Origin of the sequence: Pseudomonas sp. W15Feb9B, from assembly GCF_000828175.1 — a bacterium.
Lineage (GTDB): Bacteria > Pseudomonadota > Gammaproteobacteria > Pseudomonadales > Pseudomonadaceae > Aquipseudomonas > Aquipseudomonas parakoreensis.
In genome coordinates this window covers 41,283-61,904 of the sequence record NZ_JTKF01000001.1, presented here as the reverse complement: position 1 = coordinate 61,904, position 20,622 = coordinate 41,283, and the positions used below count along the sequence as shown (strand labels likewise).

The following is a 20,622-nucleotide window of genomic DNA, read 5'->3' as shown; positions in this document are numbered from 1 at the left end:
GGGTATTCAGGCCGCCGTTTTCCGCCATGAATGCTAGTGTTTACCGTTGCCAAAGCCTTGGTTTACGTGCCAATGACCGAATATGTCGCAGCACCGCAAGCAGACACATTGTCGCACCCATTAAGCTGCGCAACGGATGAGCACCCGTAAAGGCATTGTCGGCAGCCTCGACAGTCGTTTTTGCAGATGCCCATTCAATGGAAGGTGAATGTGACCTGAGTGTCTCGTCCAGCTTCACCCACCTGTCCCCCTGTTTCCTCTGCCCGAGATTCAGGAACAGGGCGACACAAGCCCCGCAAGGGGTGTTGCACGCGACGCTTTCCATCAATAACAAGCTTAAGCGGAGTACCACAGATGGCGTTCTTCACCGCAGCCAGCAAAGCCGACTTCCAGCACCAACTGCAAGCGGCACTGGCGCAGCACATCAGTGAACAGGCACTGCCACAAGTGGCGCTGTTCGCTGAACAATTCTTCGGCATCATTTCCCTGGACGAGCTGACCCAACGTCGCCTCTCCGACCTCGCTGGCTGTACTCTTTCCGCGTGGCGCCTGCTTGAGCGCTTCGATCACGCGCAACCGCAAGTGCGCGTCTACAACCCCGATTACGAGCGTCATGGCTGGCAGTCGACCCACACCGCGGTCGAAGTGCTGCACCACGACCTGCCGTTCCTGGTCGACTCGGTGCGCACCGAGCTGAACCGTCGCGGCTACAGCATCCACACCCTGCAGACCACCGTGCTCAGCGTGCGTCGTGGCAGCAAGGGCGAGCTGCTGGAAATCCTGCCAAAGGGCAGCACCGGCGAAGGCGTGCTGCACGAGTCGCTGATGTACCTGGAAATCGACCGCTGCGCCAACGCGGCCGAACTGAATGTGCTGAGCAAAGAGCTGGAGCAAGTGCTCGGTGAAGTGCGCGTCGCGGTCGCTGATTTCGAGCCGATGAAGGCCAAGGTGCAGGAGATCCTCACCAAGCTCGATCACAGCGCATTCGCCGTCGATGCCGACGAAAAGAGCGAAATCAAGAGCTTTCTGGAATGGCTGGTGGGCAACCACTTCACCTTCCTCGGCTACGAAGAGTTCACCGTTGTCGATCAGGCCGATGGCGGCCATATCGAATACGACCAGAATTCCTTCCTCGGTCTGACCAAGCTGCTGCGCACCGGCCTGACCAACGAAGACCGGCACATCGAAGACTACGCGGTGAACTACCTGCGCGAACCGACCCTGCTGTCGTTCGCCAAGGCTGCGCACCCGAGCCGCGTACACCGTCCGGCTTACCCGGATTACGTGTCGATCCGTGAAATCGACGCCGACGGCCACGTCATCAAGGAACACCGCTTCATGGGCCTGTACACCTCCTCGGTGTATGGCGAGAGCGTGCGGGTCATCCCGTTCATCCGCCGCAAGGTCGAAGAAATCGAACGCCGTTCCGGCTTCCAGTCCAAGGCTCACCTGGGCAAGGAACTGGCGCAGGTGCTTGAAGTGCTGCCGCGTGACGACCTGTTCCAGACCCCGGTCGACGAACTGTTCAGCACCGTGATGTCGATCGTGCAGATCCAGGAACGCAACAAGATCCGCGTGTTCCTGCGCAAAGACCCGTACGGTCGCTTCTGCTACTGCCTGGCCTACGTGCCGCGCGACATCTATTCCACCGAAGTGCGCCAGAAGATCCAGCAGGTGCTGATGGAGCGTCTGAAGGCCACCGACTGCGAGTTCTGGACCTTCTTCTCCGAGTCCGTGCTGGCTCGCGTGCAGTTGATCCTGCGTGTCGATCCGAAGAACCGCATCGACATCGACCCGCTGTTGCTGGAAAAAGAAGTGGTACAGGCCTGCCGCAGCTGGCAGGACGACTACGCCGCCCTGACCGTCGAAAGCTTCGGCGAAGCCCACGGCACCAACGTGCTGGCGGATTTCCCGAAAGGCTTCCCGGCAGGTTACCGCGAGCGTTTCGCGGCGCATTCGGCCGTGGTCGACATGCAGCACCTGCTGAGCCTGAACGAAAAAAATCCGCTGGTGATGAGCTTCTATCAGCCGCTGGGCCAGGTGTCTGGTCAGCGCGAGCTGCATTGCAAGCTGTACCACGCCGACACCCCGCTGGCGCTGTCCGACGTGTTGCCGATTCTGGAAAACCTCGGCCTGCGCGTGCTGGGTGAGTTCCCGTACCGTCTGCGTCACACCAATGGCCGCGAGTTCTGGATCCACGACTTCGCGTTCACCGCAGCCGAAGGTCTGGAGCTGGATATCCAGCAACTCAACGACACCCTGCAGGACGCGTTCGTCCACATCGTCCGTGGCGATGCCGAGAACGATGCGTTCAACCGTCTGGTGCTGACCGCCGGTCTGCCATGGCGCGATGTGGCGCTGCTGCGCGCCTACGCCCGTTACCTGAAGCAGATCCGTCTGGGCTTCGACCTGGGTTACATCGCCAGCACCCTGAACAACCACACCGACATCGCTCGCGAGCTGACCCGGTTGTTCAAGACCCGTTTCTACCTGGCGCGCAAGCTGGGCAGTGATGATCTGGAAGACAAGCAACAGCGTCTGGAACAGGCGATTCTGACCGCACTGGACGATGTTCAGGTGCTCAACGAAGACCGCATCCTGCGTCGTTACCTGGACCTGATCAAAGCCACGCTGCGCACCAACTTCTATCAGACTGACGCCAACGGCCAGAACAAGTCGTACTTCAGCTTCAAGTTCAACCCGCACGCAATTCCAGAGCTGCCGAAGCCGGTACCGAAGTTCGAAATCTTCGTTTACTCGCCACGCGTCGAAGGCGTGCACCTGCGCTTCGGCAACGTTGCGCGCGGTGGTCTGCGCTGGTCCGACCGTGAAGAAGACTTCCGTACCGAAGTCCTCGGCCTGGTAAAAGCCCAGCAAGTGAAGAACTCGGTCATCGTGCCGGTGGGTGCGAAGGGCGGCTTCCTGCCGCGTCGTCTGCCATTGGGCGGCAGCCGTGACGAGATCGCGGCCGAGGGTATCGCCTGCTACCGCATCTTCATTTCCGGTCTGCTGGACATCACCGACAACCTGAAAGACGGCGCGCTGGTACCGCCGGCCAACGTCGTGCGGCATGACGACGATGACCCGTACCTGGTGGTGGCAGCGGACAAGGGCACTGCGACCTTCTCCGACATCGCCAACGGCATCGCCATCGACTACGGCTTCTGGCTGGGCGACGCGTTCGCTTCCGGTGGTTCCGCCGGTTACGACCACAAGAAAATGGGCATCACCGCCAAGGGCGCGTGGGTCGGCGTACAGCGCCACTTCCGCGAGCGCGGCATCAATGTCCAGGAAGACAGCATCACCGTGGTCGGCGTCGGTGACATGGCCGGTGACGTATTCGGTAACGGCCTGTTGATGTCCGACAAGCTGCAACTGGTTGCTGCGTTCAACCACATGCACATCTTCATCGATCCGAACCCGAACCCGGCCACCAGTTTCGTCGAGCGTCAGCGCATGTTCGACCTGCCGCGTTCGGCCTGGACCGACTACGACACCAGCATCATGTCCGAAGGCGGCGGTATCTTCTCGCGCAGCGCGAAGAGCATCGCCATCTCGCCGCAGATGAAAGAACGCTTCGACATCAAGGCCGACAAGCTGACCCCGACCGAACTGCTGAACGCCTTGCTCAAGGCGCCGGTGGATCTGCTGTGGAATGGCGGTATCGGCACTTACGTCAAGGCCAGCAGCGAAAGCCATGCCGACGTGGGCGACAAGGCCAACGACGCACTGCGCGTGAACGGCAACGAGCTGCGCTGCAAAGTCGTGGGCGAGGGCGGTAACCTCGGCATGACCCAGCTGGGTCGCGTGGAATTCGGTCTCAATGGCGGCGGTTCCAACACCGACTTCATCGACAACGCCGGTGGCGTGGACTGCTCCGACCACGAAGTGAACATCAAGATCCTGCTGAACGAAGTGGTTCAGGCCGGCGACATGACCGACAAGCAACGCAACCAGTTGCTGGCGAGCATGACCGACGAAGTCGGTGGTCTGGTGCTGGGCAACAACTACAAGCAGACTCAGGCTCTGTCCCTGGCGGCGCGTCGTGCCTACGAGCGCATTGCCGAGTACAAGCGTCTGATGAGCGATCTGGAAGGCCGTGGCAAGCTGGACCGTGCCATCGAGTTCCTGCCGACCGAAGAGCAGATCAACGAGCGCGTTGCGGCAGGCCATGGCCTGACCCGTCCCGAGCTGTCCGTGCTGATCTCGTACAGCAAGATCGACCTCAAGGAACAGCTGCTGAACTCGCTGGTGCCGGATGACGACTACCTGACCCGCGACATGGAAACGGCCTTCCCGCTGACCCTGGTCAGCAAGTTCTCCGAAGCCATGCGTCGTCACCGTCTGAAGCGCGAGATCGTCAGCACCCAGATCGCCAACGACCTGGTCAACCACATGGGCATCACCTTCGTTCAGCGACTCAAAGAGTCGACCGGCATGAGCCCGGCGAACGTGGCTGGCGCTTACGTGATCGTGCGTGACATCTTCCACCTCCCGCACTGGTTCCGTCAGATCGAAGCGCTGGACTACCAGGTTTCCGCTGACGTGCAGCTGGAGCTGATGGACGAACTGATGCGTCTGGGCCGCCGTGCTACCCGCTGGTTCCTGCGTGCCCGTCGCAACGAGCAGAACGCTGCCCGTGATGTCGCGCACTTCGGTCCGCACCTGAAGGAGCTGGGCCTGAAGCTCGACGAACTGCTGAGCGGCGAAATCCGTGAAAACTGGCAGGCGCGTTATCAGGCGTACGTCGCGGCCGGTGTGCCGGAGTTGCTGGCGCGTATGGTGGCGGGTACCTCGCACCTGTACACGCTGCTGCCGATCATCGAAGCGTCCGACGTCACTGGCCAGGATCCGGCCGAAGTGGCCAAGGCCTACTTCGCCGTGGGCAGTGCGCTGGACATCACCTGGTACCTGCAACAGATCAGCGCGCTGCCGGTTGAAAACAACTGGCAGGCCCTGGCCCGTGAAGCGTTCCGTGACGATGTGGACTGGCAGCAACGTGCGATCACCATCTCCGTCCTGCAACAGGGCGACGGCACCCAGGACGTGGAAGCACGCCTGGCGCTGTGGATGGCACAGCACGAAAGCATGATCGAGCGCTGGCGCGCCATGCTGGTGGAAATCCGTGCTGCGAGCGGCACTGATTACGCCATGTATGCCGTGGCCAACCGTGAGCTGCTGGACCTCGCGTTGAGCGGGCAAGCGGTGGTGCCTGCGGCTGCTGCGAATGCCGAGCTTGAACCGGCCTGAGTAGTGGTTGAATGAGAAAGCCCCGGTGTCGTGAGATACCGGGGCTTTTTTATGCATCGTTGATGCGCTCCCTGTAGGAGCTGCCGAAGGCTGCGATCTTTTGATTTTAAAAGTCAAAAGATCGCAGCCTTCGGCAGCTCCTACAGGGTTTGAGTGTCACCACAAATCCTGTGGGAGCTGGCTTGCCAGCGATGAGGGCCTTACTTTCAATACAAGTCAGGTGCTTGTTTGTTATCCAGCATCGACACTTTATCTGTCGGTCTGGTCAATAAATTACTCAGCGACTGATCAAACTTCTGCAGCGCCCGAACTTGCACATCCTGCTGCTGATTAATATCAGCGACGATCTCGTCCGAACCTTTGAAGTCGGCCCAAACTGGCGTCAGTTCTTTCGCTTCAGAACCTTTTGCTGTACCGATGTAGTTCAACTTCGCATCATAAAAATCCGCACTCACATCAGCCTTGATGTCGGAGCTGCGCGAGGTGATCAACTGGCTGTGGGTGTCGATGATCGCCACCACGTCGGGATGCGCCGCGCGCAGGCTCTGCATGTCCGGGTACACCGTGACGGAGCCGAACTGGCGTTGCAGCGAAGCCTTGACCCAATCCACCGCCATGTCCGGTTTCGAGGTGTTGACGTAGGCGTCATGGATCGGCTGCACCAGCAGGCTCTGGCCGAAACCGGTGCCGGCGTTGGCTTGATAGTTACGCAGGTATTCGCGGTTGGTCAGGGTGCTGGGGCTGTAGACCACGCCCAGTGACACGCCGGGGCCGCTTTGCACCTGGGCGGCGCTGCTGCGGCCAACCGGTTGGGTGAACAGCGTATCGAGGGACGAAACCGCTTTCGGCGCGGTGGGTACTGAGCAGGCGGACAAAGCTAAAACCGATATCGCCAAGGTACTGGCAAACGCAAGTTTCATGGTGAGTCTCCCGTGAAGCAACTTCAGTCGGAACGTCATAGTTGTCGCGGCTGTTTGTCAAAGGCGCACGACAGTTGACTCAGACTAAACCCGCCAACCTGTAAATAAGCTGACAATTTTCCGTGTTGTGGCAATGCATTAGTTTTATTGGCTTTAAGGCAAATCGGTTAATTGCCTCGGGAAATAAAAAGGCGCAAAACAGTGTTTTGCGCCTTTTTATTTATGGCTGTGCCAACAACCATCAGTTTTTCAAAGGGATCAGCACTTGTTCGTCCGGCGCCAACACCATGAACACCAGCAACTTCGCCGGTTTGCTGTTGCTGGCGTTTTTCGATACCAGGTGTTCGGAGCCGGCCGGTTCGTACCAGAACTGGCCTTTCTTGTAGGTGATCGGCTGTTCGCCCTTGACCTGGGAAATCACTTCGCCTTCTAGCACATAGGCCATGGCGGTACCGTCGTGTTTGTGGGCAATCGAGGATTGGCCGGGTTTGTAGTCGACTTCGATCATCATGGCTTTCTTGCCGGGGGCGTTTTTCAGCATCTGGTCTTGCAGGACGGTGACTTTTTCGGATGGGTCGTGGGCCAAGGCGGCAGCGGACATGGACAGGGCGAGAATGGCGGTGAAGAGGTGCAGGGCTTTCATGTTCGATCACCAGTTGGGGAGGGGTGGTGACCACAGTAGTCTGCGCGGTGGGGCATGCAAACGGCCAATATTCGGGAAGATCGGGTGACCAATCAGTCGTTCGGCGGTGCAGCTGAATACGTCTTCGCGAGCAAGCTCGCTCCCACAGTTGAACGCATTCCAAATGTGGGAGCGAGCTTGCTCGCGAAGGCGTCCGGTCAGACGATGGGGAAGCTGTTGAAATCCACACTATTGGCCAGACGGCTATCGATCAGGTCAATAAACCCCTGCGCCTCGGGCCGGTTGAAGTGCGCCTGCATCGCCGCTTCCGACTGCCAGCGTGCGCTCACTGTCCAGCGTTGGCTGTCCTCGGGGCAGCGGTCGACCATATAGGCGTCGCAGCCCGGGGTCTGGCGCAGGGTGTCTACGATCTTCTGCAGCTGCCGGCCGAGCTCTTCCGAACGGCCGGCGGCGGCGCGCACCTGGACGGTGTTGATCACTTCGTTGGACATTGCTCACTCTCCTGAATCAGGCCGGACGAATCCTGCTCATTGAGGGATAACGCCCATGCAGAATAGGCCCGCACCGGTTGATCACCAATAACCAATCGGCGGTTAATCGCGCAGACCAATCATTCACGCCACTTGTTGCAGAATGTCGCGCAGGCGATCCAGAGCGGTGTCGATGTCGAGGGTTTCGATGGCGCCGAAGCCGAAATACAGGCCGCTCCTCACCGGCTGTTGATAATAGAAAATGTCGATGGGATACAACCCGACCTCGACCTTTCTCGCCAGCTCGATCACCAGCGCCAGATCGACCGGCACCTTGCACAGCACTGCCATGTGGAACCCGGCACTGGGCGCTATCGCCTCCAGCCACGGCGACAGATCCGTGGCCATGCGCGCCAGAATCCGCTCGCGGCGCTGGGCGTAAATCGCGTGGCAGCGGCGGATGTGCTTGAGCAGGCAACCTTCGGCAATGAACTTGGCCAGCGCCCATTGCGGCAAGGTCGAAGCGTGCTGGTCAGTGAGCTTTTTCGCGCGGATCACCGCTTCGAGGATCGCCGGCGGCAGAATCGCGTAACCCAGGCGCAGCTCCGGCAGCAGGGTCTTGGAGAAGGTGCCGACGTAGGCAACGATCCCGCGCTGGTCGAGGCTGAACAGAGAGTCCGTAGGCCGGCCTTCATAGCGGAACTCGCTGTCATAGTCGTCCTCGATGATGATCGCGCCCAGTTCATACGCCCGGGCGAGTAACGCCTCGCGGCGCGCCTGGCTCATCGGCATGCCCAGCGGAAACTGGTGCGACGGGGTGACGTAAATCAGCCGCGTGCCCTCGGGAATCTGTTCGACCACAATGCCTTCGGCATCCACCGGAACTCCACTGACTGCGGCGCCGTGGCTGCCGAACAGCAGGCGGGCTGGCGGATACCCCGGGTCTTCCATCGCCACTCGGCTGCCGGGGCTGATCAGCACGCGGGTGATCAGATCCAGCGCCTGCTGCGCGCCGTTACACACCACGATGTCCTCGTCCCGACCGTTGATCCCGCGCGAAAACGCGATGTGCCGGGCAATCGCATTGCGCAGTGCCGGCAAGCCTTCGGGGACGCTGTAGAAGCCTTTTGAGCCGGCCATCTGGCGCATCGCATGCGATACGCAACGGCGCCAGTCGTCATGCGGGAACTGGCCCTTGCTGGTGGCGCCGCCGATAAAATCGTAACGCAGCGAGCCTTCCAGCGTCGGGTGCTGCAGGAACATCGGAAGGTTGCGCCAGCGCTCGATCTGTTCGGCGCTGGCCAGTTCGGTGTGGCTTTGCTTGCGCTGAATCTGCGCCGGACGGGCGTTGACGTAGGTGCCTTTGCCGATGACGCCGGTGAGGAAGTTTTCGTAAGTCAGCTGCGCGTAGGTGTCGGAAATGGTCTTGCGCGAGATCCCCAGCTGCTCGGCCAGCAAGCGACTGGGCGGCAACTGGGTGCCGGCGGCCAGACGCCCGGACTCGATGGCGCCGCGCAGTTGGTTATACAACTGGCCGGCCAGGTCCTTGCGGCCATTGATCACGACGTGAAGTTCCATACCGACGCGGCTCCGGGGGGCGATTGGGGTGTCGGCCAGATTACCGCTGTTGCGTGATTGGCAGTAGTTGCGCAGCACAAAAACCCGAAATTGGTCACCATCCCTGTAGGAGCTGCCGCAGGCTGCGATCTTTTGACTTTGATTTTTTATAAGCAAAAGCGAGATCAAAAGATCGTAGCCTACGGCAGCTCCTACAGGGGAAATGTGTGGGGCCGGGATTTCAGTGGTGTGGCGGTTTTTCGTGGAATTGGGGCTGTAACGCCGGCGCATCAGCGCCTACCGTAAAACCACTATCCCGCACTCCGAGACCTGCCCATGTCCCCGCGTCTGGACTATTACAACGCCTCACCCAAGGCGATGAAGGCCATGCTCGCCATGGAAGCGCTGACCCGCGACCTGAGCATCGAGGCGCCACTGTTGCAACTGATCCGGATCCGCGCCTCGCAGCTCAACGGCTGCGCGTTCTGTACCGACATGCATTCAGTGGATGCGCGGCGCGCCGGGGAGAGTGAACGGCGTTTGTATGCGATTGCGGTGTGGCGCGACAGCGGCTTTTTCAATCCCCGCGAGCGCGCCGCGTTGGCCTGGGCCGAGGCGGTGACGTTGTTGGCTGAAAGTCATGTGCCGGACGATGTTTATCAGTTGGCCAAAGCACAGTTCAGTGAGGCCGAACTGGTGGATCTGACCATGGCCGTCACCACGATCAACAGCTGGAATCGTCTGGCGGTAAGTTTCCGCCAGATCCCAAGCGACTGACGTACACATAACCTGTGGCGAGGGAGCTTGCTCCCGCTCGGCTGCGCAGCAGTCGCAAAACCTTTGCATGCGGTCTGTCAGTGAAAACCGGTTCGGCAGATTTGGGGGCGCTACGCACCCCAGCGGGAGCAAGCTCCCTCGCCACAACGTTTAGTCTTCAGTTCGGTGGAAAGATCGCAGCCTTCGGCAGCTCCTATATTCGATCCCATGTAGGAGCTGCCGAAGGCTGCGATCTTTTGACTTTGATGTTTTCCTAATTCGGTGGGCGCTGTGGTTTGACTGACGTCCCGAAGGTATTCCCCATCCGCGTACTGGTCGCCGCCGGCGTCGCCAGCCCGACCTGATTCGGTGGCCGCTTGTTCACCGGCACATTTAGCGCTTCCTGATTCTTCTGCGCGGCGGCCGCACCCTGGGGATTGTTGCCCATCTGCTGACTCAGACAGTCGTAATTCGGCGCCTTGTAGCCACCCACCGTCACCTCCACACAACCCAACGGCTGTTCGGCGTGGGCGCTGGCGAAGGCGCTCAGCAGCAGCCCGCCGAGGGCGATTTTCCACAGTGATTTCATGCAAGCCTCCTGGCCGGCCCGAAGCGGCCGTTGTCTGTTTGCAGTCTAGTGCAAGCCTTGAGCGAATCCCGTGATGGTTTTTTTGCACCGCCCGTCACACCAGATTCATAAACAGCCATCAGGATGACGGTTTTCAGGGGTACGTCAGCCGTGCAGCGAGGCAGTTCCAGGGACGGTCTTCAGCGTTCAGCGACTCTCGTGCGCCGGGTGAGTCTGGGGCTGCTGTTTGGCTGGTTCAGCGGCGGGGCGACCGCCGAACCGCTGCCGGCGGACTTGCGCATGACCCTGCACATTCCGGCGCAGGACCTGGCCCGGGCGCTGGATCAGTACAGCCATGCCACCGGGGTGGCGGTGCTGGTCGACAGTCAGTTGAGTCGTGGCCGGCGCTCGTTGGCGGTCGATGGCGAATACACCGCTGCCGACGCCTTGCGCCGTTTGCTCGGCGGCAGTGGCCTGATGGCGCGTTATGCCCGCGACGACGCGTTCACCCTGCAAGTGGCGCAGGTCGAAGACGTGCCATCGGCCCAGGACAAAACCACCCCGGCCAGTGCCGCTGTCAGTCGCAGCTACGCCACTGCGGTGCAAGCGGCGATCGAGCGCAACCTGTGCCGTTCGGCACTGACTCGTCCGGGCAGTTATCGCGCGGTGTTGCAGGTCTGGGTCGGGCGCGACGGCGTGGTGCAGCACAACCGGTTGGTCACTTCGACCGGTGATGTACGGCGCGATACCGCGCTGGTGGAGAGCTTTCGCAATTTCAGGATCGACCGGCCGACGCCCAGCGCGTTGCGTCAGCCGGTCACGTTGCTGTTGTTACCGGAGTCGTCAGGGAAACGCATGGAATGCACCAAATGGGAAGGAGTTTCCGGGGGATGAAAGACACCGGACAAGGTTCGATGGTCCAGCTGTTCCTGACGTCCTACGAGGACTTTCGGGTGCGCTTGCGACGCCGTCTCGGCTCGGAAGATCTGGCCAACGACGTGTTGCACGAAACCTACCTGCGGGTCGACCGCATGGAAACGCCGCCCAACCTGCTGCGACCCAACGCTTACCTCTATCGCATGGCCCTGAACATCGCCGCCGACCGCCGTCAGGCCGATGCGCGCCTGCTCACCGGCGAGGAAGTCGAAGAGCTGTTGCAAGTCGGCGACGAGGCGCTGGACCCGGCGCGAGTGGTCGGTGGGCAGAAGGAAATCCAGTCGCTGCTCAGCGCCCTTTACGAGCTGCCCGCGCGGCGTCGCCGAATCTTCATCGCGGCGCGACTGGAGGAGGCGCCGCACCTGGAAATCTCCCAGCGCTTCGGCATCTCCACGCGCATGGTCGAGAAGGAAATCAAAGCCGCGTTGGGCTTCTGCGCCGCGAAACTGGAAAGAAAAGTGTTTCAGCGGTTCGGTCGCGGGGCCGGAAAACCGTCTTCTGAATAGTGCCCGATCATTTCGTTGAGAATCTGCGCGTTTGAACATCTTTCGACTGACACCTGCCAAGCCATCGGCGGCCGACAATCTGCACAGCGAAGCCCACGACTGGTTGGTCCTGCTGACCTCCGGCCGCGCCACCGTGGCCGACGCCCGCGCCTTGCGCCAGTGGTGCGCGCAGAGCGCCGAACATGCCCAGGCTTTCGAGCAGGCCAAGGTGTTGTGGCACAACCTGCAGCCTGCCGCTGAAAGGCTGCAGTCGCCTCGGCGCTTCGGTCGGCGGGCGTTTCTCGGTGGCGCCATCGCGGCATCGGCGGCGTTCCTGCTGGTGCGCGGCACGATTCCGGGTGGCTTTGAAGGGCTCGGTGCGGATTACATTACAGAAGTCGGCCAGCAGAAACGCTTCGAACCGGCCGACGGCGTGCGCCTGGAACTCAACACCCAGACCCGCATCAACCAGCGCGCCGGCGACGACGGTGTGCAGGGGTTCGAACTGGTCAGCGGCGAGGTTGAAGTGCAGACCGCGCGGCTGCCGCTGGCGATGCAGGCTGGAGGAGGGTGGTTGCGGGCGAGTCAGGCGCGGTTCAACCTGCGCAACACCGATCAGCAAGTGTGCGTGACATGCCTTGATGGTTCGGTGGACGTCAATGTCGATGGCCACAGCCTGCGCCTGCAGCCCGGTGAACAACTGACCTACGACGCGCAGCAAGTGGGCGCAGTGCAAAGCGTCGACACCGCAGCAGTAATGAACTGGCGCCAACAGGTGCTGGTATTCAACGGCGCAACCCTGAGCCAGATGATCGACGAGATCAACCGCTACCGCCCAGGCATGCTGCTACTGCTCAACCGCGAACTCGGCCAACGCCGCGTCCAGGCCCGCTTCAGCCTCGACCAACTCGCCGGCGTCGCCCTGCTGATCCGCGACGCCTACGGCGTCAAATGCACTGAACTGCCCGGCGGCGTCGTCGTCCTCAGCTAACCCCAATCCCTCCAACCCCACCACCCCCTGTGGGAGCTGGCTTGCCAGCGATGACGCCCTAACAGCCAACCCCCCTCCAACTGACCAAACCCAATCCAACTGTGGGAGCGAGCCTGCTCGCGAAGACGATCTCACAACCAACCAATCCCCAACTGACTGCCCCCAATCCCATGTAGGAGCTGCCGAAGGCTGCGATCTTTTGATCTTGTTTTTACAAAATCAAAATCAAAAGATCGCAGCCTCCGGCAGCTCCTACAAAAATCTCCGATACGCAGAGATATCGGCATAACCCGCATGCCTCACTCCAACGGCCCCATCACCTGCCGATACCGCTCCACCCCCTGCGCCGTCTCCCGCGTCAACCGAACCTCCAACCCCAACGGATCCTCCCGCCGATTCCCACTCAACTGCCGCCATCCCTTATCCACCTCCCAAACCCGCACCTGCACATCACTCACCCCCTGCAACACCGCTACTCCATTTCCAGGCGCCGGTAACGGATACCGACTGCGCGCCTCAGCCACCGCCCGATATAACGTATCCCCCTTGACCCACCAACGCACCCGCTGCAACGCCCCCGGCTGATCCGCCGCACGGCGAATAATGTCCAGCCGAAACCCTTTGCTGTCACTGCTTCGCACCGTCAGCGCAGGCGGCGCACTCGGCGGTTCATCGTCCACGCCAGCCTTCTTCGGCTCGGTCAATTCAACCCCAGCGCGCATCTCCACATCACGCTGCAACTGATTCAACGCCCGCAACAAACCGTCACTCTGCTCACTGCTCGCCTGCAAATGACTGTCCGCCCGCGTCACACTGTCCAGCCCGCGCCAGGCAATCAGACTGACCACCGCCATCAGCAGAATCGCGACCATCACCTCGATCAGCGTAAAGCCCCGTTGATCGTTCATTGCACACTGATCCTGCCACTGGCATCACGCAGCACACTCAGCCGATTCAGCCCATCAGACAGGGTCAATTGCAGCGGCGGATTGATCCACTCGGCGTTGAGCACCACCTTCTGCTTCGGCTCTACCCGCACCTCCAGCTTCGGGCTCTGCCAGGTGCGCGGCCGCAACTGCGGGTCATCCTGGAAATGCTCGAACCCCCGACCACTGTCACTGCGCCGACTGAACCGAAAGCCCTTGCCATCACTCACCCAAACAATCGGCCGACCATCCGCACGCGCCTCCGCCTGCGCCACCTGCAGCAACTGCGCCACACGCTCAGCGTCCTTGCGCAGCAACTGCAGCGGATCCGGCTTGATACTCAGACTGATCGCCGCACTCGCGATCCCGATGATCACCAGCACCACCATCAGCTCGATCAGCGTAAAACCCTGTTGCTTGCCCACATTCATCGGTTGCGCACTCCGTTGCATCCTGCCCCGTCCAAAAAAACATCCTGCACGGCCAACATGTAAGACGTGTGAAATAAAACCGTGAGAATTGCCGCGTAGCCTGTCAGCAGGGACTAAAAGGAGATTCAGCCCATGATGCTCACCACCCGCATTTCCCCCCCGCAAACCGTCCAGGCCCTCGCACTGCTCGCCGCCCTGGTCGGCGTCGCGACCTGGTCGTCGCTACTCCTGACCTCCGCCGAATCCCACACCCCACCAGCCCCCCCGCAAATGCTCGCGGCACGCAGTGATAGCCCGGCGCTGCAGTGGTTTTCCAACCAGACGGCGCCGGTGGACATCAAGGTGAGCGGGGTGATGGCGGGGAGTCGCGGGGCGGTGGCGATTTTGAGTTTGAACGATGGCCCGCCGCGGAGTTTTTTGCAGGGGGAGAGGGTGGGGCCTGGGGTGAAGTTGGTGGCGGTGGAGGGGGATGGGGTGGTGATTGAGCAGGGGGGGGAGAGGGTGAGGTTGGGGGGGGAGAGGTTGGGGGAGGGGGTGGAGATGCCTAGGTTGGTTAGGCCGTGAATTGGGCGGTGGCAGTTATTTTGGCGTTTCAGTCGAGTGCCGGGGTACTGGATCGACGGGGATGAGTTTGGTTGCTTTTGGACCAACCAGAAGAAGCATGTCGCGGCTGTCCGCTTTCGGCCAAAAGGAGTCGTTAGCACGCTTATAGGACGACTAGTAAACACTGCTGCTTTACATTGTGCATGAGGTCAATGCGCCACTACATTTTCTCTGGTAATGTTACACGGCTCAAATCTAGGCCCTCCAGCATGGTATATCACTGCGCTTGAGCGCCGCTCAAAGGGATTGAATTGGATGTCTGGCTTTCTACAGTTTGGTTATCTAGGTCTTTTAGGACTTGTTATTTATCTCAGCTATCGGATTGTCGTAAAGGATAGTAGATGGTCATTTTCGCAAGCCGTTATTTTGATAGCTATTTTTGTCGTCATTTCTATTGGCGGCGGAGGAGTAGGTTACTTGTGGGCCTCAAAGGAACTTGAGGCTGCGAATGCTAAGAAAAGTACAACTGCCATCGTCATGGAACAGATAAAATCTTTGCAAGAAATGCATAAAAAAGATATGGAGCCCCTGCAAAACGTATTGAATGATGCGTCGAGCAATCTAACAGCTAGCTATGCTGAAAGTTCCCGCAAACAATATCGAGATGAAATCATCTATTTAAACGATATTATTCGTTCCCGCAATGAGGCTTTTACGTCGCAAATATCTGCACTTCAAAAGATGATTTTTGAGAAAAATGACCAGCCTTTACTATGAGTTTTTTAAAAAGATTAATTCAAGGCTCTATCTTGATATGATTCGGTTTTTCTTGCTGGCTATAGTAAGCGACTGCTCCGGTAGAAGCGGATATTGATACCGTCTTGAAAGAGCATCATCCTGCTTTTTAACAACCCCTTCGAGGCCGGGCTCTTATGAAAGTCACCAACCCACTTACAATCATCGCTATTTTCGCAGGCTTGGCCGAAACACTCGCATGTGTTGCACTAGTAAAGCTGCCACTGGAAATACAAAAAATTTTTGTTTATTTTGTAATAGCCTTTCCGTCGGGAATAGTGGCCTTGTTTTTTTTCGTCCTCTACTACAAGAATACCGTACTGTATGCTCCAAGTGATTTTGAAGACCAAAATCACTATCTTGAAGCTAACAAAATGAAAGAAACTGTCTCGTTAAAAATCGAAGAGATTTTTGCGGAGCTCAATAAAAAAGGCAGAGTACTTTCCAGAGAAGAAATAGAAAAGGCGAAAACAACCGTCGTAAACACTATCAACGAAGCCGCATCGCTCTCGCGAAGCGATCAGATTATAGACTTCCTTCAAGATAGTCCGGCCACAACTATGCAGCTTAGTCAAACTCTAAATATGAACCCCTCATATGCCTTCACAATTTTGAAAAAGCTTGAACTGGAGAAAAAAGTTTTAAGCCGAAAACTAACCGGCACAACATCTCGCAGATGGGAGCTAAACAAAGATGTCAATCCATGAGCTCACACAAGAAAAATAACGCCAATCCATCTGAAAAATTTGTATCAGAAAAAAGAAAAAGGGGGCTGAATTGTCCGCAAGAAACAATTCAGTCCTCTTTGTTGGTGCCCTTTGTTATCTTTGTTACCTGATTTAATTTGATAAAAGTTATAAAAGTTATAAAAGCATTTCAAGGTGTTTGGCAGTATAAGTGTTTAAAGTGTTCTATGAGATGCTAAGTAGAGGTGTCGTTGAAACAGCTCTTTAAATACATGAACGAGCCTCGTGATTTTTTTGAAGAGGGATTTGTACGTCTTTCGCAACTGAGCGTATTGAACGATCCTTTTAAGGCAAGCATGCGTGCTCTACCGGATATTTTGATGTCTGGAAAGCCGCTAGAAATATGGATTATTATAGTGTTGAATTTGAGCGATTATAATAATTAGTTTCGAGCTTCGTTGTTGTGCACGAAATGAATGAGCTTGAAAGGTGCTAAGCTATTAAGGTGTCAAGTTTTTTCTGGTACAAACTCGTAATTTTGAATTGTCGAAGAGTTATCTTGAGGGAGTCGGTATGGCAACGCATGGTTTGTTTTTTGATGCGGAAATTATTACGGCGGATAAAGAAAAAATAATACGTCCATTTCCATCTCATGATACTGGTAGTCTGGAGAGGGAGCTTAGAAAATTCTACGGTTGGGCTGAGAGAATAACAGTTACTTATAAGGGTCAGTTTCCGGTGTGCGTAGATGTTGATCAGGTTAAAGGAATGTTTTTTTTGGCTGCCGTAGGGAGTGAAAGTTTTTATTATCTCGCTGGTGATCCAGGTTATGATTATTTGGTTTTAGTGTTCAATAATCAAGTTGCGAAGGAGCAGCAAAGTATTTTGTAATAGCTGCTAAAAATAGGAATAAAAAGACTAAAAAGGGGACTAATTCATTTCCAAAAAATAAATCAGTCCCCTTTGTTTCGGGAAGCCCAGGGAGCGGTGTATCTTGCTACGACACCGCAATACTTGATTCGCAACAGCCTGGATACGCGGCGGGCCACAGTTGACCCAAAGCAACCCATCGAAAATCACGAGCACGCAATAGGGCTGTTGCTCCTGAAAGCCGCGTCATCCGGAATTTTTCTGCCCGCGAATGTTGATAATTGCAGGACTTCCATGGAGCTTTGAAACACCGGCTATTTAGGCCACTATGCATTCCAACAATAGAGCGATAAGGGCAGCATAAGCTGAACATGATGGACGAGAACCCACCCTCAGAGAACGCAAGCGTCGAGGCACTAAGGACGGACGGGGTTACCAGTATCGTGCAGAGAAAGCCTCGTGAGGCACTGCTGCCAGGTAACCGGGAAGTCATCACTGATCTTTACGTCAGCAGGAATGTAGAGAACGAGCCTAAAGACTATGCGTTCAAGGTGTATGTCAGGCTAAACGCCAAGAAACAGACGCTTCGGAAGGTCTCTTTCCAGCATAGCGTTTTCGACGCTTGTTACTTCAATAACTGTAATTTCGATTCCTGCGACTTCACCGGCTGCCGGTTCGTTGGCTGTAATTTCCATCAGTCCGCATTCTCCGGATGCAAGTTTGAGTATGCGGTCTTCGAGCGTTGCCAAATCGACGACGACATCCTTGAGCGGGAGGCACCGCGTGAGGAAAACCTGAAAATGCGGTTTGCCAGATCGCTTCGAATGAATTTTCAGCAAATCGGCGATGCCAAAGCTGTCAACAGAGCGATTTCACACGAGTTGGAAGCTACATCGAGCTATCTGAAAAAATCTTGGTCATCAAGAGAGACATATTACCGGGATAAGTATCCGGGTTGGAAAAAGGTGCCACAGTTCATCAAATGGTTTGAGTTCAGAGTGCTAGATGCCATCTGGGGCAATGGCGAGAATACGCTTAAGCTGCTGCGGGCGATCGTAGTAGTTCATCTCCTAATAGCTTTCTATGATACTTATCACTTCGGCAATCCTTGGGATCTGACTGCTTATCTCACTAGCCTCGCGGCCTCTCCTGGAGTGTTCTTCGGCATAGCCACCCCGCACGCCTACCCAATTTGGTTCTCATCGATTATTGCTGCTACGCGTCTGGTTGGATTCGCATTTCTCACTGCTATTCTTGTTAAAAGGTTTGGTCGGCGATGAACATGCACATATACGCCTTCGGCTCCATCTGCCGGGGGGAAATTGACCTAGGATCAGATGTCGATCTACTGGCCTGCGTCGGCGGCCCAGCAGAGCAGATTGATCACGAAAAATACTCCGTGTATCGATATGAGCGAATTCAGGCTTTGTGGAAAGAAGGCAATCCGTTTGCCTGGCACCTGCATCTAGAGTCGAGGTTACTTTTCTCCCCGGATGGCACGGACTTTCTGAACGACCTAGGGAAGCCGGCGCGTTACATCGCGGATGTCCGAGACTGCACTAAATTCCAAAAGCTTTTCAACCGCTCTTACCAAGAATTGAGGCAGTCTTCGAACAGTGCGACCTTTCACCTATCCTGCATATTCTTGGCCATCCGAAATTTCGCAACCTGTCATTCGCTTTCCCTCGGACAACCCATCTTCTCGAGGAAGTCTCCTCTGATGGTGCTGCCAAGCCTCGATATCGACCCCCAAGCATTCTCCATCCTGACACGCGCGCGATTACTATCGACACGAGGTTATGGAGAAAACATCACGCATGAAGAAGTCGTCGCTGCTATCAACGCAGTCGCCATCGTTCCACGCTGGATGGAAGCGTTACGGAGCCAGCAGTCGCCATGATTGAATTCAACAATCGAATTGACGCTCAGCGCGTAATTCTTAATCTTGTTAATCGCGGGATCTGGAAGGAGGAGCTTTATGGTCTCTCTAGTGGCGCAATTGACCGTTGGGTTCGTGTCAATGGAATTGATCCCGCCGCCGATCTGCCCCGTGCAATCTGCGAGTCGGCCGATAAACTTTTTTTCCTAGCCAACAAGAGTCAGGAACAAGTTACGGATGAGTATCGCCTTCTATCGGTAGAAGTTCTCAAATTGACTCAACGAATCGCTAGGATCGTAAATATCGTATGAGTGCTCTTGACCGATTTGCGCCATTCGTGGAGGGCAGAAAACGGCTAAAAGCTGACTCTTCCAATGAGCAGCTCACTGCCAAAAAAAACCTCTATAGCCCTGCTCGTACTTCACTTGGGTTACTAGGCAAGCGCTCACGAGCCCCCTCAAAAATGCACTGTGAAAAAACAGTAGTGCGGAAAGAAAATTCGCCTGCGCCATCGGTTATTCTCAGAGTTCAATCAGCGACATTTTAAGTAAATATGGAAAGTGAAAAGCTAAGCACTTACGCCAAGGGCGACAAGTTTGAAGAGCAGGTTTTCCAGTTCCTGTCTCGTGAGATCCAAGAGGGCCGCTTCTTCTGTCGACCTGAGCACTGTCAGATTTACAGAAAAAAAGGCTATTACTCGCGCGATCGAGAAGATTTCATCATCTTTGATATTGCGATCGAGGTGTTCCTGCCGGGTTTCGAGAAACCTTCGATGATCGTAATAATCGAGTGTAAAAACTACAGCGGGTCTGTTCCCGTATGTGACATTGAAGAATTCAGCTCCAAGGTCAGTCAGGTTGCCGGCTTCAACGTCAAAGGAATTTTCGCCTCCATGAGCGCGTTTCAGTCTGGTACGTTCAACATAGCGCGAAATAAAGGCTTCGGTCTTCTGCGATATTTTGACCAATCTGAGTTTCGGTGGGAGCTTCCTCGTGCGCTGCTGACAGGAGCTCAAAGCGCAAACTCGCGTAAGCGAGCGGAAATTGAATACGCTCTGACACATCCAGACTTTAGACCCACTATTTACAGTGCCTACGCGGTGACTCCTTCTGGTTACACGGATGGGTGGGAAGGTATTTGGAAAGGGCTCAGTTTTGAAGCTGCCTTTAGTGAAAATGAACTGAGTTTAATCCATCCACTTGTACCTACAGCCAAGCCGCGCGTTGCATTTATCTCAAAAAACAACCTTGAAGACTTGGCTGATCGTGTATTGAAGTCGATCTCCTATATCAAGGGCGATGTAGATTTGAATAAGATTGTTGTACACGAGAGAAATACCAATGGTTTGGTTGTACGCTTTCTTGCGGAGAATTGCTCAGCTCTGGGTAGCATTACCTTCAGGCCTGTTGAAATAAAAATTTTCACCGCCGACGAACAATCACACTTGGCGAGGTTTACGCTAGCTCATGAGCTGGGGCACTACTTTCTTGAACATGGAAGATATATGACTCGCGAGAGCATTCAGGCTCGAGATATTGATGAAAGCCAGTCCATCAATATTCCAAAGGGGGAAGTGGAGCGACTTGAGTGGCAGGCAAATACTTTTGCCTCATGTCTGCTTATGCCCCGGGATGAATTCAACATGGCACTAGGGCTTTTGATTAAACACCATGGAATTCGAAACCGGGGGCATGGCGTTTTGTATCTGGATGGACAGCGTGACAATGTTAATAACTTCTGGATGGTCGCGACGGCGCTGAGTAGGTATTTTAAGGTGTCTTTGACAGCGATTCGATTACGAATGAAAGCATTAGGTCATCTAGTAGAGGCTTGAATTAAAAATTTGAGTTAAAAAATCTAAAAATAGCGCAATAGAGCCTATAAACAACTGTAAAGAGACTTTATAAATCCACGGG

At 56.3% G+C, this 20,622-nt stretch carries 20 protein-coding genes; 13 read left to right on the top strand and 7 right to left on the bottom strand.

From position 1 onward, the window contains the following. The first annotated feature begins 354 nt into the window (after window positions 1-354). Window positions 355-5,250 (top strand): NAD-glutamate dehydrogenase, encoded by a 4,896-nt coding sequence (locus OC71_RS00230; protein WP_041062444.1) that lies wholly within the window; start codon window positions 355-357, stop codon window positions 5,248-5,250. Window positions 5,251-5,456: 206 nt separating this feature from the next. On the opposite strand, the gene OC71_RS00225 is transcribed toward OC71_RS00230, so the two are convergent. From OC71_RS00225 to OC71_RS00210, 4 genes are all read right to left on the bottom strand, one after another. Continuing rightward, the gene (locus OC71_RS00225) at window positions 5,457-6,170 is read right to left on the bottom strand and encodes a hypothetical protein (protein WP_041062440.1); all 714 of its coding nucleotides are present in this window, start codon (window positions 6,168-6,170) and stop codon (window positions 5,457-5,459) included. Window positions 6,171-6,411: 241 nt separating this feature from the next. Beyond that, window positions 6,412-6,813 (bottom strand): cupin domain-containing protein, encoded by a 402-nt coding sequence (locus OC71_RS00220; protein ID WP_041062438.1) that lies wholly within the window; start codon window positions 6,811-6,813, stop codon window positions 6,412-6,414. Between the two features lie 197 nt (window positions 6,814-7,010). Continuing rightward, window positions 7,011-7,304: a putative quinol monooxygenase gene (locus tag OC71_RS00215; RefSeq protein WP_003225668.1), complete on the bottom strand. Its 294-nt coding sequence runs from the start codon at window positions 7,302-7,304 to the stop codon at window positions 7,011-7,013. A 123-nt stretch (window positions 7,305-7,427) separates the two neighbouring features. Further along, window positions 7,428-8,861 (bottom strand): PLP-dependent aminotransferase family protein, encoded by a 1,434-nt coding sequence (locus OC71_RS00210; protein WP_041062435.1) that lies wholly within the window; start codon window positions 8,859-8,861, stop codon window positions 7,428-7,430. A 315-nt stretch (window positions 8,862-9,176) separates the two neighbouring features. On the opposite strand from OC71_RS00210, the gene OC71_RS00205 reads away from it, so the two are divergent. Further along, the gene (locus OC71_RS00205; RefSeq protein ID WP_041062432.1) at window positions 9,177-9,617 is read left to right on the top strand and encodes a carboxymuconolactone decarboxylase family protein; all 441 of its coding nucleotides are present in this window, start codon (window positions 9,177-9,179) and stop codon (window positions 9,615-9,617) included. Between the two features lie 253 nt (window positions 9,618-9,870). Here OC71_RS00205 and OC71_RS00200 read toward each other — a convergent pair whose 3' ends face one another. Then, window positions 9,871-10,185 carry a hypothetical protein gene (locus OC71_RS00200; RefSeq protein WP_041062430.1) on the bottom strand — a complete coding sequence of 105 codons (315 nt, stop codon included), beginning with the start codon at window positions 10,183-10,185 and terminating at the stop codon, window positions 9,871-9,873. Between the two features lie 207 nt (window positions 10,186-10,392). Here OC71_RS00200 and OC71_RS00195 point away from each other — a divergent pair, with 207 nt between their 5' ends. From OC71_RS00195 to OC71_RS00185, 3 genes are read left to right on the top strand one after another with little or no spacing between them, the layout of a single operon-like run. Next, entirely contained in the window at window positions 10,393-11,058 is a 666-nt protein-coding gene (locus OC71_RS00195) for an STN domain-containing protein (protein ID WP_041062427.1), read from the top strand. Next, window positions 11,055-11,606, top strand: coding sequence for an RNA polymerase sigma factor (locus OC71_RS00190; RefSeq protein WP_041062424.1), 552 nt, complete (start codon window positions 11,055-11,057; stop codon window positions 11,604-11,606). The genes OC71_RS00195 and OC71_RS00190 overlap by 4 nt, the downstream gene beginning before the upstream one ends. Window positions 11,607-11,637: 31 nt before the next feature. Then, the gene (locus OC71_RS00185; RefSeq protein ID WP_041062421.1) at window positions 11,638-12,576 is read left to right on the top strand and encodes a FecR family protein; all 939 of its coding nucleotides are present in this window, start codon (window positions 11,638-11,640) and stop codon (window positions 12,574-12,576) included. Between the two features lie 299 nt (window positions 12,577-12,875). Here the strand turns inward: OC71_RS00185 and OC71_RS00180 are convergent, their stop codons facing one another. Next, window positions 12,876-13,484 (bottom strand): prepilin-type N-terminal cleavage/methylation domain-containing protein, encoded by a 609-nt coding sequence (locus tag OC71_RS00180; RefSeq protein WP_041062419.1) that lies wholly within the window; start codon window positions 13,482-13,484, stop codon window positions 12,876-12,878. After that, window positions 13,481-13,933: a type II secretion system minor pseudopilin GspH gene (gspH, locus tag OC71_RS00175; protein ID WP_041062417.1), complete on the bottom strand. Its 453-nt coding sequence runs from the start codon at window positions 13,931-13,933 to the stop codon at window positions 13,481-13,483. Before gspH ends, OC71_RS00180 begins: the two co-directional genes overlap by 4 nt. Window positions 13,934-14,065: 132 nt before the next feature. On the opposite strand from gspH, the gene OC71_RS00170 reads away from it, so the two are divergent. The 8 genes from OC71_RS00170 to OC71_RS00135 all read left to right on the top strand — a co-directional run bounded on the left by OC71_RS00170 (window position 14,066) and on the right by OC71_RS00135 (window position 20,540). Continuing rightward, window positions 14,066-14,497 carry a type II secretion system protein N gene (locus OC71_RS00170; RefSeq protein WP_041062414.1) on the top strand — a complete coding sequence of 144 codons (432 nt, stop codon included), beginning with the start codon at window positions 14,066-14,068 and terminating at the stop codon, window positions 14,495-14,497. Window positions 14,498-14,791: 294 nt separating this feature from the next. Then, window positions 14,792-15,253, top strand: a complete 462-nt coding sequence (locus tag OC71_RS00165; protein ID WP_041062411.1) for a hypothetical protein — start codon at window positions 14,792-14,794, stop codon at window positions 15,251-15,253. Between the two features lie 155 nt (window positions 15,254-15,408). Continuing rightward, a complete protein-coding gene (locus OC71_RS28325) occupies window positions 15,409-15,978 on the top strand; it encodes a hypothetical protein (protein ID WP_052510563.1) in 570 nt (189 codons plus the stop codon). 552 nt (window positions 15,979-16,530) lie between these two features. Then, a complete protein-coding gene (locus OC71_RS00155; RefSeq protein ID WP_041062408.1) occupies window positions 16,531-16,848 on the top strand; it encodes a hypothetical protein in 318 nt (105 codons plus the stop codon). A 350-nt stretch (window positions 16,849-17,198) separates the two neighbouring features. Continuing rightward, the gene (locus OC71_RS00150; protein ID WP_218186285.1) at window positions 17,199-18,107 is read left to right on the top strand and encodes a pentapeptide repeat-containing protein; all 909 of its coding nucleotides are present in this window, start codon (window positions 17,199-17,201) and stop codon (window positions 18,105-18,107) included. Continuing rightward, on the top strand, window positions 18,104-18,727 hold the full coding sequence (locus OC71_RS00145; RefSeq protein WP_052510562.1) for a hypothetical protein: 624 nt from the start codon (window positions 18,104-18,106) through the stop codon (window positions 18,725-18,727). The genes OC71_RS00150 and OC71_RS00145 overlap by 4 nt, the downstream gene beginning before the upstream one ends. Then, window positions 18,724-19,017 (top strand): hypothetical protein, encoded by a 294-nt coding sequence (locus tag OC71_RS00140; protein ID WP_041062405.1) that lies wholly within the window; start codon window positions 18,724-18,726, stop codon window positions 19,015-19,017. The genes OC71_RS00145 and OC71_RS00140 overlap by 4 nt, the downstream gene beginning before the upstream one ends. 242 nt (window positions 19,018-19,259) lie before the next feature. Continuing rightward, window positions 19,260-20,540: an ImmA/IrrE family metallo-endopeptidase gene (locus OC71_RS00135; RefSeq protein ID WP_041062402.1), complete on the top strand. Its 1,281-nt coding sequence runs from the start codon at window positions 19,260-19,262 to the stop codon at window positions 20,538-20,540. The last annotated feature ends 82 nt before the right edge of the window (window positions 20,541-20,622 follow it).